Here is a 14,609-nt window from a genome sequence, read left to right on the forward strand (position 1 = left end):
GCAAAGGGGCGCAAAGGTAAGCGCAGAGGAGCGCAAAGTTGATTTGAGTCCCATTTGCTACAAATTAAATTTGGTAATACTCTGCGTACCTTTGCGTTTACCTTTGTGTTCCTCTGCGTTTAAAAACTCTATTACCTGTTAAATGACTATAGTTTGTACTGATGGTAAACTTGACTGGCGGCGCGATGCAACAGAGAATGCCGCCAGACTAAAGATTTCATATCATCAGCATAACCCCCGCCAATAACGCAAGCGACGGGATAACCGCTACTCATACAGGTAGTTAAAACTTGCATTTCCCGACGAAAAATGCCGGCATCAGTTAAGGCTAATTTGCCCAAGCGATCGCCTATATGAGGATCAACACCTGCATCATAAAATACTAAGTCAGGCTTGACTTTAGACAATAAATCTGATAGATAATTCGCCAAGGTTTGTAAATAAGCGTCATCTTCCATTCCCACCGGCAAAGGAATATCCAAATCGCTGTTTTGTTTTGTACCGGGGAAATTGACTTCGCAGTGCATGGAGAAAGTAAAAACGCTGTCGTCGTCTTGGAAGATAAAAGCTGTGCCGTCTCCTTGATGGACATCTAAATCGACAATGAGGATTTTTTGGACGAATCCGAATTTTTGTAAAACGCGACAGGCGATCGCTAAATCGTTGAAAATACAAAAACCAGATCCATAACTAGGAAAGGCATGATGAGTTCCACCAGCCGTATTACAAGCTAAACCCTGACTTAATGCCAGTTTTGCAGTCAGTATCGTACCACCTACCGCTACACAGGTACGATTCGCTAATGCTGGACTCCAAGGCAAACCAATGCGTCGCTGTGCTTTGGCATCTAGGGTTCCTTCACAGTAGGCTTGAACGTAGCTTGGCGTGTGGACTAACTCGATCAATTCTGGTGGCGGACGTTCGGGGGTGTGAAATTGTTCTTGATTTGCTACACCATCAGCTAACAGCAATTCGTAGAGTTGTCGGAATTTAGGCATCGGAAAACGATGTCCTTCAGGTAGGGGAGCAACATAATCTGCATGGTAAATAATGGGCAAGTCCATAAGGAAAGAAAATCTCAAGCAGCTAATCCGACAACAAGGTAAAATTTAGCCATAATTACGGCAAAAATGCTGTTCAAAGAGGTTTATACCAATTCTTTGTGAAGCTGCATAGAATTTTACCCCACCCCTTAATCCCCTCCCCGCTTGCAAAAGAGGGGAAAATCCGGTTCCCTCCTCGCTTGGGCTACGGTGTACACACATCTTTCTAGAAAACCAAAATCATCGTAGATCCCCCTAAATCCCCCTTAAAAAGGGGGACTTGAGAGCTTTTTGCCCCCCAATTTATTGGGGGGTTGGGGAGGGTTAGGGTGGGGTTATTTCCGCCTGCAACTTCATATTAGGTATTATGTACAAAATAATATAAATAAAAATTCGGTATTAAATCTAGACTAACTCATACTAAGGGAGATGTTTTATAGGGAGGGGAGGGAGACGGCGTTTATATCGCCCTTGCAGGTTCTTGGTGAGCAACACACAAGCAAATATAGCGGTTGACAGTAGCACTACACTAGCTCCAGAGGCAATATCGAGATAGTAGCTAAGGTAGATACCGACAAACGAAATTGCAGCTCCTAAAATCCCAGAAAGAATCATCATATAACCAAAGCGATCGCTCATTAATCGGGCAATTGATGCTGGAATCACCACTGCTGAAATAATTAGAGTTACGCCCAAGACATTCAGCGTCGCCACTAGTAAAGTCGCCAACATCAAAGCAAATAAAGTATCCATTGCAAAAACGGGTACGCCATGAACCTGGGCAACTTCCCGGTCAAAACACCAAAATAGCAACGGGCGATAAAACAAGAAAACCAGACTAAGTAAGACAATCGTTACACCCGTCACCACCCACAAATCATTAGGGGAAACGCCCAACACATTCCCAAACAAAGCGGCTTCAAAGTTTTGGCTAAACTTGCGATAGCTACTAATTACAGCTACTCCTAAAGCAAAGCTAGCAGTTGTCACAATCCCAATGGCTGCATCCGAATAAATTTTGCGTCCGGTCAAATATTGAATCAGCAAGGCAGCTGCAAAACCCCAAATCCCAGAGCCAATGTAGAAATTCAAGCCCAGTACATAACTCAGCACGGCTCCTCCCAAAATTGCATGAGATAAACCGTGGGCAATGTAACTCATTCTGCGAGTTGTAATATAAACTCCCATAATGCCGCATAATAGCCCCGCCATCATGCCTACTAAGATGGCACGGCTAAAAAATTCGTAGCGAAAGGGTGCTAGTAAAAAATCCATATACAGTATTTAGATTAAGCAGATTTCGACGAGTTAGAGGCACGAAGTACTTGGGGCAAGTTATCTTGCATTTGATGGCGTAGAGAAGTACCACCGCTAGCAATCAAAATTCGGTCTTGTTGATAGAAAACTACCATTTCGCCACCAAAAGTTTGCTCAAGATTTGCGGGAGTGAAGACATCAACAGGTTGACCTTGACAAATTAAACCGTGGTTGAAACACACTACCCAAGGTAAATGAGTCGCCACCGAATTGAGGTCATGGGTAGAGAGAATAATTGTCAAGCCCTGTTGATTCAAATCAGCCAATAGGTGCAATAGTTCGTGTTGAACGTGCAAGTCTGAACTGCTAGTGGGTTCATCTAAAAGGACTATTTCTGGTTCTCCTACTAAAGCACGGGCAATAAAAACTCTTTGCTGTTGCCCACCAGATAGATTACCAATGGGTTGATGGGCAACATGTGCAACCCCAACGCGCTCTAAGAGTTCCCTGGCAACTTGGCGATCGCGCCGCGAAGACCAAGGTAACATCTTCTGCTTTTGGTAACGCCCCATCATCACCACTTCCAGAGCCGTAACAGGAAAAGTCCAATCCACTGTTTCCACTTGCGGTACATACCCCACGAAAGACGGTGCTACTCCTGGCTTTAAGCGCTTTCCTCGAAACCAAATCTCTCCAGCCCAAGGTTGAACTAGTCCTAAAATCGCTTTGATTAAAGTGCTTTTACCACTGCCGGAAGGCCCTACCAAGCCAGTCAGTTGACCAGGGTAAAGCGTCAAATTAACATTGCTAAACACTGGCTGGGTTTGATAACCACAGGTTAAACTTCTAACTTCAAGTATTGGTTGCATATACAGCAGATTTCAGTTGGTGAGTACATAGACTAAGTACATTGCGAAGCGTAGTGTTTCTAATGCAAGGGAAGTATTGGCATAACAAGAGGACGTATTGGCATAACAAGAGGACGTATTGGCATAACAAGGGGACGTATTGACATAACAAGGGGATGTATTGGCATAACAAGGGGACGTATTGACATAACAAGGGGATGTATTGGCATAACAAGGGGACGTATTGGCATGACAAGGGGACGCATTGGCATTGCAAGGGGATGCATTGGCATTGCAGGCTATTGCCAAATTTAATTTGCTACAAATTAATAAAATGCTGTGCTAAGTCTCTTGTGCTAGATATGAAGCGTGTTTTATTCCTGATTCTGCTGTATTTATGATGTTGATCCTACTTAGTTGCTGTTGGCCCAACAACATTTCCAGTCTTCAAGTTCTTCACTAAATCAGGGTTTCCTCCCAAATTAGAGGCGATAATCCGCATATTATTAGCCATCATGCCAATATAAGTATGCTCAGGGTTAGTGTTTTCAATTGCATTGGCTGAACCTGTTCCTGGTAACTCATCATCGGCAGTGTTAGCTGTTTTGATTTTCGCTTCGCGGGCAATTTGTTCTTCTACCTTGCTAGGGTAAACTTCAGAACCAAAAATGGCTGGAACGCCTGTTTTCCGAATTTGGTCAATTAGCTTTGTGATATCTTGAGCGGATGGTTCCTTGAAATCTGAAGGTTGAATCGCACCAATTACTTGAAAACCATACTCTCTAGCCCAATACGCCCAAGAATCATGGTAGGTCAAAAGTTTACGGTTTTTGGCGGGAATACTGGCGACGATTTCCCGTGTTGCTTTGTCTAGAGCATCCAGACGTTGTAAATAATTTTTGAGATTAGTTGCGTAGTAGTCTTTGCCAGCAGGATCTAAGGTGGTTAACTGTTGGGCAGCTAGTTTGGCGTAAGCTTCAGCATACTTGGGGTTTACCCACAGATGAGGATTGGGATCGCCCTTTTCTTTAGGAAAGCTGAAGTCAAATAGCCATTGGTCTTGAGTAATAGTGTTACTGCCTAGTTCAAAGATTTTAGTTTCTTTGGGTTTTGAAGCTTTAGCTAGTTTTTCTGTTGGGGATTCTAAATGCAACCCATTGGCAATGATCAAATTAGCTTTGGATAGGATATCGGCATCGCTGGGACGAGGCTCAAAGGTATGAGAGTCGGTTCCTTCTGGAATAATACCCTTAACTTCTAAGCGATCGCCTGCAATGTTACTCACAATATTCGTCAAAGGAGCAACTGTCGTTACAACTAAAAGCTTATTTTGTGTCTTTTGCTCTCCTGCTTGAACCGGAGTACTGGTTACTTGGGGATTAGAAGACACCGTTTGATCCTGAGAGGGACTGCAAGCTACTACTATGAAGCTTAGTACAAATAGCAATCCAAGGAGGGTCTTCATTAGATTCAAGCCTTCTAAATTAAAGAATCAATTTTTGATTAGACCTTTTCCCATTATTAAAATGCAATGCCCCCTCAGGGTATTTTCGGTTGATTTTTAGATTTTTTTATCTTATATCCTACTTAAGTGATATTGCGGGAGTCGGGGAGTACAGCAATTATCACCATTGCTGAATCGAAGGATGAATTGTTTTTTGCATTTTTGCACCTACCCTACGGATTGCCTGGGGCGTTCTGTAAGGGGACTTCCAATTAAAAAAATAATCAATCCCTGTGTAGGCAGGCTACGGTGTACACACATCTTTCTAGAAAACCAAAATTATCGTAGATCCCCCTAAATCCCCCTTAAAAAGGGGAACTTTGAGAGTTCTTTGCCCCCCAATTTATCGGGGGGTTGGGGGGATCAAAAGCTTATGGGGTAATTCTTAAAGACTTGTGTGTGTGTACACCGTAGGTGTAGGCAGGGGGGCAGGGAGCAGGGAGCAGGGGGAAAAGAAAAGTATCATCTGAATAAATTGGGTAATTTATTCTCTGGAAGTCCCAAGAGTAGTTGCTGCGCGTCGATACGCGAAGCGAACTTTTCACATTCTGATTTAGATTGCAAATGCTCGTTTTTCTAATGGTAGTTGAAAGCGATCGCCTGGTTTTGGCTCAAGTACCCGCGTTGAAATATTGTTCTTCTCTAGTAACGAACGAAATTCTTCAGCACTTCCTTTAGTCTGAATGAGTTTCATCAGCAATCCTTCAAAGGACACATCACCACCGGCTGCCGTCGGTAATATTACTTGAGGTTGTAATGACTTTACTACTTCTAAAGCGCTATTTTTGCCTTTAATAATCGGCCCAAGCAAAGGTAGGCTCATGTCAATAAATGGTGTAATCACTACATCGATAGGTGCAGCTTGCTGAAGTTGAGGAGAATGATACCCATGAGGCTCGTAGTATACAGTTAAACCACTCTCCAATTCTTTGAGGAGATAACTATTTTCTACTAGAGTGGGGCCGATTGGAGAACCTGGAAAAGCCTTGATTTCAATTTGATTATTTAAAGTGAAACTTTCACCATGAGCGAGAGTAGTTACTTGGGTGTAACCTAACTGCTGTACTACCTTAGCTGCATTGGGAGAAGCTACAACCTTGATGTTGTGGTCGAGTACCTGAAGCGTTGGTGGGTGAGTATGGTCTTCTAAACCTTGAGACAGCAGAATCAGATCAATGTTATCTGGGATTGGGCGATTTTGCGATCGCGAACCTTTAAATAACCAATCCAAATTGCTAAAAATTAACGAACCAACCAGCCAAGGGTCAATCAATATTCGTTTTCCACCAATTTCTAGTAACCAAGAGTTGCTGTCGAACCAAGTTAAAAACATAAATTTTGTGAAGATAACGCCTACCTTCATTATCAATCGTGTCAGCTTTCTTAGTAAGCACTTAGTCCAATACCTACATTCGTCCGGTCAAGTCTACACAGGGAGTTCTTTTAATGTCCGATCTTGGTTTGACTCACATAGCACTTGCAGTTAGTGATGTTGATGCAAGTATCTCATTTTATGCAAAGTATGCCCAAATGACAGTTGTGCATCATCGCATCGATCAAGCAACTCAATCAGATGTTGCTTGGATTAGTGACCTTACTAGACCTTTTGTAATTGTCTTAATTAAAGCAGCGAAAGTAGAAGGCGCACTTTTACCACAATCCCATCTTGGGGTAGCTTATCAGAATCGTGAGGAAGTTACTCGCCTGTGCAATGAGGCACGCACCGAGGGAATACTGCTGGCTGGGCCAAATGACTGGGGCCATCCAGTTGGTTACTGGGCTTTTATTCAAGACCCAGATGGTCATACATTAGAAATTTCCTATGGTCAGGAAATTAGTTTTACAGTTGAGCAAGCTAGAGACGCAATTAATCGCGTCTCTTAAAAAAATTGGTGTTACTTTTTGCCACGTGTGCGTCCACCTTCATCGTTACTACCACGTGAGGAGAGAATTACCTGGGTTACAGCTTTCAGCAGTGAGTGCTGAGTTATGACGTTATGAGTTAACAGTTATCAATTCAGGAGTTGTGAATGTGATTATTGCTTTTTTACTCAGCACGGGCTAAACGCCTCGCTACTGCTAACAGCACTCGTTACTCAGCACTATTTGGTCAGAGAACATTACTATATTTGAAGAAACACTTTATGAATCTTATTAATGACTGTAACTACACAACAGCTTCCAACTCAAGACGCCTTTGAAAAATTCATTTGGACTTGGCAGGGCTACAAAATTCAGTACACTGTCATGGGCACAGGACGACCTCTGGTACTGGTTCACGGCTTCGGCGCTTCCATTGGACACTGGCGCAAAAATATCCCAGTTTTAGCTGATGCTGGCTATCAGGTATTTGCTATAGACCTTTTGGGTTTTGGTGGTTCCGATAAAGCGCCGATTGATTACAGTGTGGAAGTTTGGGTGGAACTATTGAAAGATTTTTGCACAGCACACATCCAAGAACCTGCTGTATTTATTGGCAATTCCATCGGCGCACTTTTGAGCTTGATTGTACTGGTAGAACATCCAGAAATTGCTGCTGGTGGTATTTTAATTAATTCTGCGGGTGGGTTGAGTCATCGTCCTCACGAGTTGAATCCGCCGTTACGGATGGTGATGGCAGCTTTTAATCGGTTTGTGCGATCGCCAATTACAGGTAATTTTGTCTATAACCGCATCCGTCAAAAAGCCCAAATTCGCCGCACCCTCTACCAAGTTTACAAAAAGCGTGAAGCCGTCACCGATGAATTAGTCGATTTACTTTATACTCCCTCTTGCGACCCAGGAGCGCAACAAGTCTTTGCATCTATTCTCACAGCCCCTCCTGGCCCCAGTCCAGAGGAACTTTTGCCCAAAGTCGAACGTCCTCTATTAGTAATTTGGGGTGCTGACGATCCCTGGACACCAATTACCGGGGCCAAGATTTACGAAAAGGCGCGGGAGAATGGCAAAGATATCAAAATTGTTCCCATTCCCAATGCCGGTCATTGTCCTCACGATGAGGTTCCAGAGGTTGTCAATGCCCAGATTGTCCATTGGCTAGCGCAAAGGCGATCGTAATTTCACCTTTCTGCTGATATGTCTTAGCCCAAGCAGGGTAAAAATGGGGCTAACAATCTGGGTGAGTGGATTTTAATCTTTTAATTGCACCTTGACAGAATCAAACTTGTATGGTGTGTAAAATGGAGCTTGATGTGCGTAATGGAGATAAAAGGGTAATTCCTTTAAATCACCATCCAGATTTTTCAGAACTTGGCTATCAAGTCATCAGCGAACTAGGACGCAACCGAGAAGGGGGACGGATTACTTATCTAGCTAATGTTTTAAAATCTAATCAGCAGGTGGTAATTAAAGAGTTTTGTTTTGCTCGTGCAGGTGCTGATTTATCAGGTGTGAAAGCATATCAGCGCGAAATTGAAATTTTGCAACACCTGAATCATCCCCGCATTCCTCGCTATATAGATTCCTTTGAAATACCAGGGACTTTTTATCTGGTACAGGAATATAAAAATGCCCCATCCTTGGGATTAAAACGCAGCTTTCATCCTGAAGAAATTAAGCAAATTGCTCTGTCAATCTTAGAAATTTTGGTTTATCTGCAAAAGCAAGTTTCTCCAATTATTCATCGGGATATTAAGCCAGAAAATATTTTAGTTGATGAAGAACTAAATGCTTACCTGGTTGATTTTGGATTGGCTAGAATACAGGGTGCGAAAGTAGCTCTGAGCAGCTTTATAGCTGGAACTCCAGGTTTTATGCCACCAGAGGAACAGTTTGGTCATTCCCTGACTGAGGCATCAGATTTATATAGTTTAGGAGCAACACTAATTTGCTTACTTACTAATACCCGTTCTGTTGAGATTGGCAAATTAATTGATGATAACTATAGCTTTAATTTCCAGCAATTAGTTCCTCAAATCAGTCCGCGTTTCCGGTGGTGGTTGATGAAAATGGTGGAACGTAATCGAAAACGTCGCTATGCTAATGCAGCTATTGCTTTAAAAGCACTTGGATCAATTGAGGTTGTTGGTAGTGCGACTGGGTTAGATAATTTCATCAGTACAATCAAATCTAGAAAACGAGCTACTTTGTTGGGACTAGCTACTGTTGTTACACTGGCTGCGGTTGCCGGAACTTTGATAAGTTATCAGCCTGGTAATACAGTTAGGCAATTGTTGGAAGCTAGAGAATGTCAAAGTTTTGATTTAAGCTCAGATTGCCAAGATAAAATCGGAAATTAAGATTAATTAGGTTGCATCTGGCTTAGAGTTACAACGGTTTTCAATTGAATAGACTACACGCATAGGGACACAATATATTGTGTTCCTAAAATTATGTGTATTCCACGCTTGTAAAAATTGCTGGAATTTGCATGAGCATCCAATACTCGTCAACGGAGTTCAGAGGTGGATGAATCCAGTTCAAACACTCGTCAACGGAGATCAAAGGTGGATTCATCCAGTTCAAACACTCGTCAACGGAGATCAAAGGTGGATTCATCCAGTTCAAATACTCGTCAACGGAGATCAAAGGTGGATTCATCCAGTTCAAATACTCGTTAACGGAGATCAAAGGTGGATTCATCCAGTTCAAATACTCGTTAACGGTAATGCACTATCAGTAATTGTGTAGTTATCTGCTGTAGTAAACTACATCTAAGCCAGAAGACTGCACTCAATAGTTGATAGCGCTGTGAAAAAAATCCTGATTGTGTCAGCTAATCCCACAACGACAGACAAACTCCGCTTGGATGAGGAAGTAAGGGAAATTCAGGAAGGGTTGCAACGCTCTCGCAGCCGAGATAAGTTTGAACTGATTACTAAATGTGCGGTGCGGCCTGACGATTTGCGGCGTGCGCTTTTAGATCATAATCCTCATATCATCCATTTTTCAGGACATGGGGGAGGAAATCAAGGTTTAGCCTTGGAAAATAAGACAGGGGAAATGCAGCTGGTGAGTACAGAGTCACTGGCAAGGCTATTTAAGTTATTTAAAGACAAAATTGAGTGTATCTTATTAAATGCCTGCTATAGCGAGGTGCAAGCTGAGGCTATTTACCAACACATTAACTGTGTGGTTGGGATGAATCGGGCAATTGGGGACAGGGCGGCAATTAAATTTGCAGTAGGCTTTTATGATGCACTGGGTGCTGATAGGTCTTATGAGGATGCTTATGAGTTTGGCTGTAGCGCTATTGATTTAGAAAGTATTCCAGAGTTTTCCACCCCAGTGCTGAAAAGTCGGAACAATCCCCAAGGTGCTATATCTGCTAACGAAACTATTCCAGATAGCGAGGTAAAAGCAGCAGTCACCTTAGAAAATCCAGAAGGGCAGGTATCTCTGAACTCTGCTTTTTATGTGGAGCGATCGCCTATTGAGGTAGACTGTTATGAAGCGATTCTGCAACCAGGGGCCTTAATTCGCATCAAAGCTCCTCGGCAGATGGGCAAAACTTCGCTGATGTCGCGGGTTCTCCATCATGCTAGTCAACATGAGTATCAGATAGCACCTGTAAATTTCCAGTCAGCCGATGCAGAATTTCTCGCTAATTTAGATCGGTTTTTGCAGTGGTTCTGCGCTAGCATTACTTACGAATTGAATCTACCAGAGAAGCTAGACGAGTATTGGAAGGGTGTTTTAGGTAGCAAGAATAAATGTACAAATTACTTTCAACGGTATTTATTACCTACGATTAATAGCCCCATAGCTTTAGGTTTGGATGAAGTCGATGAAGTCTTCAAGCATCCCATAATTGCGGCTGATTTTTTTGGATTGCTACGAGCTTGGCATGAGCGGTCTAAGAATGAGACAGTTTGGAAAAATCTCCGGTTGGTAATTGTGCATTCTAAGGAAGTTTATATTCCGCTCAATATTAATCAGTCGCCTTTTAATGTTGGCTTACCCATTGAGTTGCCAGACTTAAATCAAACACAAATACAAGACTTAGTACAGCGTCACAGACTCAATTGGTCTGATTCACAAATTGAAGAATTAATCACACTCGTGGGTGGTCATCCTTATTTAGTGCGGGTAGCCCTTTATGAAATTGCCCGTGGTCGGATAACGCTGGAAAATCTGCAAAAAATCGCGGCAACTGAGGAAGGCCCTTACAGTGACCATTTACGCCGCCATTGGCTGAACTTGCAAGAGGATGCAGAATTGCTAGCTGCGGTCAAACAAGTGATGATGGCAAATCGGCCTGTGGATGTCGGTATAACTGAAGCATTTAAACTCCGCAGTATGGGGTTAGTTAAGTTTCAAGGTAATCAAGTAGTGCCACTGTGTGAATTGTACCGTCAATATTTTGGGCATCGCTTGGGGTTGAAAAATTAAAAAAGTACATTAGGAGTGCAATAAGACTTTTATCTGCAATTACCATTTAACAAAAAGGTTTAACAATGGTTCAAGTTATTCAAGGAAAAGATATCACCCTAGCCCAACTCATAGATCAATTTGGGCTACAACGTGCAGACAACGAACAGTTTTTTTTAGAGTGGCAGCAAGATTTACCTGATTTGAGTGACTTAGAAAAGCAATCTCTCAACGAAGTTAAGGCAGAATATTTGCATTTATCCCGCTACCAAATTTTAGAACCTATAGTCAAAATGGTGGTGCTATCTCCACTATTGCGTCTAGCAGGTTTTTATCAACCGCCTTTTTACATTGCGTCGGAAGAAGAGGTAAAAATTTCTTCTGAAGACGAAGGCACAATTATTAGAGGGCGTATTGATATTTTGGTGTTTCATCCTCCACTTTGGGTTCTCGTTATTGAGGCGAAACGAGCAGATTACTCCTTAGTGCCAGCAATTCCACAAGCATTGGCTTATATGTTGGCAGATGCAACTTCGGCTAAACCTGTTTTTGGGTTTATCACCAATGGTAGTGAATTTCAATTTATTAAGTTGACTAAACAGAGTACACCGAGATATGCCTTATCTTATACACTGTCGCTTAATCGTGGGGATGACTTATATACTGTCGTAAAAGTGTTAAAACATCTAGCTGGTTTAATTAGTAATTTGTAATTATGACCTCTCCCTGGTTTTACTACGCAAAACCGTCCCTCTCCGATTCGGAGAGGGACAGACTTGAACTAAAGTTCAAGGCAGGGAGAGGTTTGTTTAACTCGCGCTGAATTTTGAATTGTTTATGACCCAGTACCAGTATCAAGTCGGTGGTAGTCTGCCTCAAAATGCACTAACTTATGTTAAACGGCAAGCTGACCATGACCTCTATGAAGGCTTGAAGGCTGGGGATTTTTGTTATGTACTCAATTCCCGGCAGATGGGGAAATCTAGCTTGCGGGTGCGGGTAATGCAGCAGTTGGAAACAGAGGGATTTGCTTGTGCTGTTGTTGATATTACAGCTATTGGGACGGCAGATATTACGCCAGAACAGTGGTATGCCGGGGTGATTGATACTCTGGTGGGAAGTTTGAATATTTATACAACTTTTGATTTAGATACTTGGTGGAATGATAACGGTTTGCTTTCACCAGTGCAGCGCTTGAGCAAGTTTATTGAAACAATATTACTTCAAACAATTACTGGAAAGATTGTTATTTTTATTGATGAAGTTGATAGCATTCTGAGTCTTTCATTCAACTTGGATGACTTTTTTGCAGTTATTCGCGATTGCTACAACCGACGAGCAGACCATCCTGAATATAATCGCCTCACCTTTGCTTTGATTGGCGTGTCTACGCCTTCAGATTTGATTCAAGATAAACGCCGGACACCTTTTAATATTGGACAGGCAATTGATTTAACTGGCTTTCAACTCCGAGAGGCACAACCCTTGGCACAGGGATTGGCACAAGTGGGTGATTCTCAAGAGTTGATGCAGGCGGTGCTGGACTGGACGGGAGGACAGCCGTTTTTGACGCAAAAAGTTTGTAAGTTGCTGGTGCAGGGGGGACTGGAGACTAGAAACTGGGGACTAGGAGATGAGGACTGGGTGGGAGAGTTGGTACGCGAGAGGATTATTGAGAATTGGGAGACGCAGGATGAGCCGGAGCATTTGAAGACGATTCGGGACAGAATTTTGCAGAGTGGAGAACAGAGGACTGGGCGATTGTTGGGGTTATATCAGCAGATTTTCCAGCAGGGAGAGATATTAACTGAAGATAGTCCTGAACAAACTGAACTGCGGTTGACGGGTTTGGTGGTGAAGCGGGAGGGGAAGCTGCGAATTTATAACCGAATTTATGCAGAGGTGTTTACGCAGGAATGGTGCGAAAAGATTTTAGCAAACTTGCGCCCCTACTCCGATACATTTAATGCCTGGGTTGAGTCGGAACGTCAAGAAGAGTCGCGTTTGTTGCGGGGAAAGACTTTGCATGATGCCCAAGAATGGGCAGTCGGTAAAAGTTTGAGTGACTTGGACTATCGGTTTTTAGCTGCTAGCCAAGAGTTGGAAAAGCGTGATGTGCAGAAAAGGCTGGAGGCAGAGGAACAGGCAAAGCAAGTTTTAGCAAAGGCGAACCACAAAGCTAATCAACAGATTCGTATTGGCTCTGTGGTGTTAGGTTTTGCTTTGGTCGGGGCGGTAGCATCATTTATAGTTACTCAACTAAGTCTTCAGGCATCCAAGAAAGCTATTGCAGTAGCACAATCAGCTAAGGCAGAAACAAATAATGCCCAGAAAGAGTTAAAAAACGCGAGGAAAGTAACCGCAGCAACTAAGCAAGATAATCAACGTATATTAACTGAAAATAAACGGATATCGGAACAAGGGCTACAGGTAAAACGGAATCTTAGTAATGCAACTTCAAAACTGAATGTTGCAAATTACAAAGTGAATCAGGCACAGCAAAACCTGAAACTAGCCCAAAGCAAAGTGGCAGCAGCTAGCGCAAACGCTAATCAAGCTAAAGTACAGGCAAACCAAGCAATTCAACAACGGCAAGAGGCACAACAGCAGCGTGAAAAAGCTGTTGCAGAATTAAATCGGGCAAGGCAAGAACAACAGCAGGCACGACAACAATTACAAAAAGCTCAAACTGCTCTAAATGAGGCTGTTAGTGCGCGTAAAGCTTCTCTTGAAGAACTAAAAAAGGCAGATGCAGCAAGAATTGTTGCTTTAACGGCTACGCGATTGGAACAAGAGGGAACAAATGCGTTGCGAGTGTTTGATGATTCAAGGGAAATAGATGGTCTGCTATTAGCAATGCAAACGGCAGGAACATTGAAAAGTCTGGTTAAGGATAAACAATCTTTAGCAGACTATCCAGCATACAGCCCTTTGTTTAGTTTACAGAGAATTTTATCTAATATTCGTGAACAAAATCGCTTGGAAGGGCATAGCGATTTGGTCAGAAGTGTCGTCTTCAGCCCGGATGGCAAAACTTTAGCTTCCGCAAGTCTTGACAAGACGATCAAATTGTGGAATCGGGACACAGGCAAAGAAATTACCACCCTGAGTGGGTATAACGATTTGGTCATGAGCGTCGTCTTCAGCCCGGATGGCAAAACTTTAGCTTCCGCTAGTTGGGACAAGACGATCAAATTGTGGAATCGGGACACAGGCAAAGAAATTACCACTCTGAGAGGGCATAGCGATTCGGTCATCAGCGTCGTCTTCAGCCCGGATGGCAAAACTTTAGCTTCCGCAAGTCTTGGCGAGACCATCAAATTGTGGAATCTGAATCTTGATGATTGATTAGCACAGGGTTGCAGTTGGCTTAAGGGTTATTTGGCTAGCCATCCTAATGCGGCTAAGGTGTGTCCAAGGCATTAGGGAGAGGGGAAGCAGGGGGGGCAGAGGATCAGAGGAGCAGGGGTGTAGGCGATGGATGCGTAAGCGTAGCCCGTCGTAGATCATCGCTTGGTAAATTAGAAATGCGATCGCAGTTTCCAACCTAATTTTTGCAGTAATTCTAAGCTTAAATGTATAGCTAAAGGCGATCGCTTGGTAAATTAGAAATGCGATCGCAGTTTCCAACCTAATTTTTGCAGTGAT

13 protein-coding genes are annotated in these 14,609 nt (G+C 42.9%); 6 read left to right on the forward strand and 7 right to left on the reverse strand.

The window, feature by feature from the left end; all coding sequences use genetic code 11:
• Positions 1–146: 146 nt before the first annotated feature.
• The 5 genes from RMX98_RS05900 to RMX98_RS05920 all read right to left on the reverse strand — a co-directional run bounded on the left by RMX98_RS05900 (position 147) and on the right by RMX98_RS05920 (position 5,985).
• The gene (locus RMX98_RS05900) at positions 147–1,064 is read right to left on the reverse strand and encodes a histone deacetylase (protein ID WP_322678814.1); all 918 of its coding nucleotides are present in this window, start codon (positions 1,062–1,064) and stop codon (positions 147–149) included.
• Between the two features lie 399 nt (positions 1,065–1,463).
• Positions 1,464–2,318, reverse strand: coding sequence for a metal ABC transporter permease (locus tag RMX98_RS05905; protein ID WP_322678813.1), 855 nt, complete (start codon positions 2,316–2,318; stop codon positions 1,464–1,466).
• A gap of 14 nt (positions 2,319–2,332) precedes the next feature.
• Positions 2,333–3,169: a metal ABC transporter ATP-binding protein gene (locus RMX98_RS05910; RefSeq protein ID WP_322678812.1), complete on the reverse strand. Its 837-nt coding sequence runs from the start codon at positions 3,167–3,169 to the stop codon at positions 2,333–2,335.
• 388 nt (positions 3,170–3,557) lie between these two features.
• Positions 3,558–4,538, reverse strand: coding sequence for a metal ABC transporter substrate-binding protein (locus tag RMX98_RS05915; protein WP_322678811.1), 981 nt, complete (start codon positions 4,536–4,538; stop codon positions 3,558–3,560).
• Between the two features lie 667 nt (positions 4,539–5,205).
• Positions 5,206–5,985, reverse strand: a complete 780-nt coding sequence (locus RMX98_RS05920) for an MBL fold metallo-hydrolase (protein WP_322678810.1) — start codon at positions 5,983–5,985, stop codon at positions 5,206–5,208.
• 113 nt (positions 5,986–6,098) lie between these two features.
• Between RMX98_RS05920 and RMX98_RS05925 the strand changes: the two genes are divergently transcribed.
• The 3 genes from RMX98_RS05925 to RMX98_RS05935 all read left to right on the forward strand — a co-directional run bounded on the left by RMX98_RS05925 (position 6,099) and on the right by RMX98_RS05935 (position 8,890).
• Positions 6,099–6,536, forward strand: coding sequence for a VOC family protein (locus RMX98_RS05925; RefSeq protein ID WP_322678809.1), 438 nt, complete (start codon positions 6,099–6,101; stop codon positions 6,534–6,536).
• Between the two features lie 273 nt (positions 6,537–6,809).
• Positions 6,810–7,709, forward strand: coding sequence for an alpha/beta fold hydrolase (locus RMX98_RS05930; protein WP_322678808.1), 900 nt, complete (start codon positions 6,810–6,812; stop codon positions 7,707–7,709).
• 122 nt (positions 7,710–7,831) lie between these two features.
• Positions 7,832–8,890 carry a serine/threonine-protein kinase gene (locus tag RMX98_RS05935; protein WP_322678898.1) on the forward strand — a complete coding sequence of 353 codons (1,059 nt, stop codon included), beginning with the start codon at positions 7,832–7,834 and terminating at the stop codon, positions 8,888–8,890.
• Positions 8,891–8,981: 91 nt separating this feature from the next.
• Here RMX98_RS05935 and RMX98_RS05940 read toward each other — a convergent pair whose 3' ends face one another.
• On the reverse strand, positions 8,982–9,233 hold the full coding sequence (locus tag RMX98_RS05940; RefSeq protein WP_322678807.1) for a hypothetical protein: 252 nt from the start codon (positions 9,231–9,233) through the stop codon (positions 8,982–8,984).
• Between the two features lie 108 nt (positions 9,234–9,341).
• Between RMX98_RS05940 and RMX98_RS05945 the strand changes: the two genes are divergently transcribed.
• The 3 genes from RMX98_RS05945 (at position 9,342) to RMX98_RS05955 (ending at position 14,309) form a co-directional block, all read left to right on the forward strand.
• The gene (locus RMX98_RS05945) at positions 9,342–10,982 is read left to right on the forward strand and encodes an AAA-like domain-containing protein (RefSeq protein ID WP_322678806.1); all 1,641 of its coding nucleotides are present in this window, start codon (positions 9,342–9,344) and stop codon (positions 10,980–10,982) included.
• A gap of 65 nt (positions 10,983–11,047) precedes the next feature.
• Positions 11,048–11,674, forward strand: a complete 627-nt coding sequence (locus RMX98_RS05950; RefSeq protein WP_322678805.1) for a type I restriction enzyme HsdR N-terminal domain-containing protein — start codon at positions 11,048–11,050, stop codon at positions 11,672–11,674.
• Positions 11,675–11,798: 124 nt separating this feature from the next.
• A complete protein-coding gene (locus tag RMX98_RS05955) occupies positions 11,799–14,309 on the forward strand; it encodes an AAA-like domain-containing protein (protein ID WP_322678804.1) in 2,511 nt (836 codons plus the stop codon).
• Here RMX98_RS05955 and RMX98_RS05960 read toward each other — a convergent pair whose 3' ends face one another.
• Complete coding sequence (locus RMX98_RS05960; RefSeq protein WP_322678803.1) at positions 14,310–14,591, reverse strand: hypothetical protein; 282 nt, start codon at positions 14,589–14,591, stop codon at positions 14,310–14,312. It lies immediately after the preceding gene.
• Positions 14,592–14,609 lie beyond the last annotated feature (18 nt).

Source organism: Nostoc sp. DedQUE02 (genome assembly GCF_034531035.1).
Lineage (GTDB): Bacteria > Cyanobacteriota > Cyanobacteriia > Cyanobacteriales > Nostocaceae > Nostoc.

Excerpts from the sequence above, each read along its gene's own strand:
- RMX98_RS05900 (WP_322678814.1), bottom strand. The coding sequence starts at position 1,064 with ATGGACTTGCCCATTATTTACCATGCAGATTATGTTGCTCCCCTACCT.
- RMX98_RS05905 (WP_322678813.1), bottom strand. The coding sequence starts at position 2,318 with ATGGATTTTTTACTAGCACCCTTTCGCTACGAATTTTTTAGCCGTGCC.
- RMX98_RS05910 (WP_322678812.1), bottom strand. The coding sequence starts at position 3,169 with ATGCAACCAATACTTGAAGTTAGAAGTTTAACCTGTGGTTATCAAACC.
- RMX98_RS05920 (WP_322678810.1), bottom strand. The coding sequence starts at position 5,985 with ATGTTTTTAACTTGGTTCGACAGCAACTCTTGGTTACTAGAAATTGGT.
- RMX98_RS05925 (WP_322678809.1), top strand. The coding sequence starts at position 6,099 with ATGTCCGATCTTGGTTTGACTCACATAGCACTTGCAGTTAGTGATGTT.
- RMX98_RS05930 (WP_322678808.1), top strand. The coding sequence starts at position 6,810 with ATGACTGTAACTACACAACAGCTTCCAACTCAAGACGCCTTTGAAAAA.
- RMX98_RS05935 (WP_322678898.1), top strand. The coding sequence starts at position 7,832 with ATGGAGCTTGATGTGCGTAATGGAGATAAAAGGGTAATTCCTTTAAAT.
- RMX98_RS05940 (WP_322678807.1), bottom strand. The coding sequence starts at position 9,233 with ATGAATCCACCTTTGATCTCCGTTAACGAGTATTTGAACTGGATGAAT.
- RMX98_RS05950 (WP_322678805.1), top strand. The coding sequence starts at position 11,048 with ATGGTTCAAGTTATTCAAGGAAAAGATATCACCCTAGCCCAACTCATA.
- RMX98_RS05955 (WP_322678804.1), top strand. The coding sequence starts at position 11,799 with ATGACCCAGTACCAGTATCAAGTCGGTGGTAGTCTGCCTCAAAATGCA.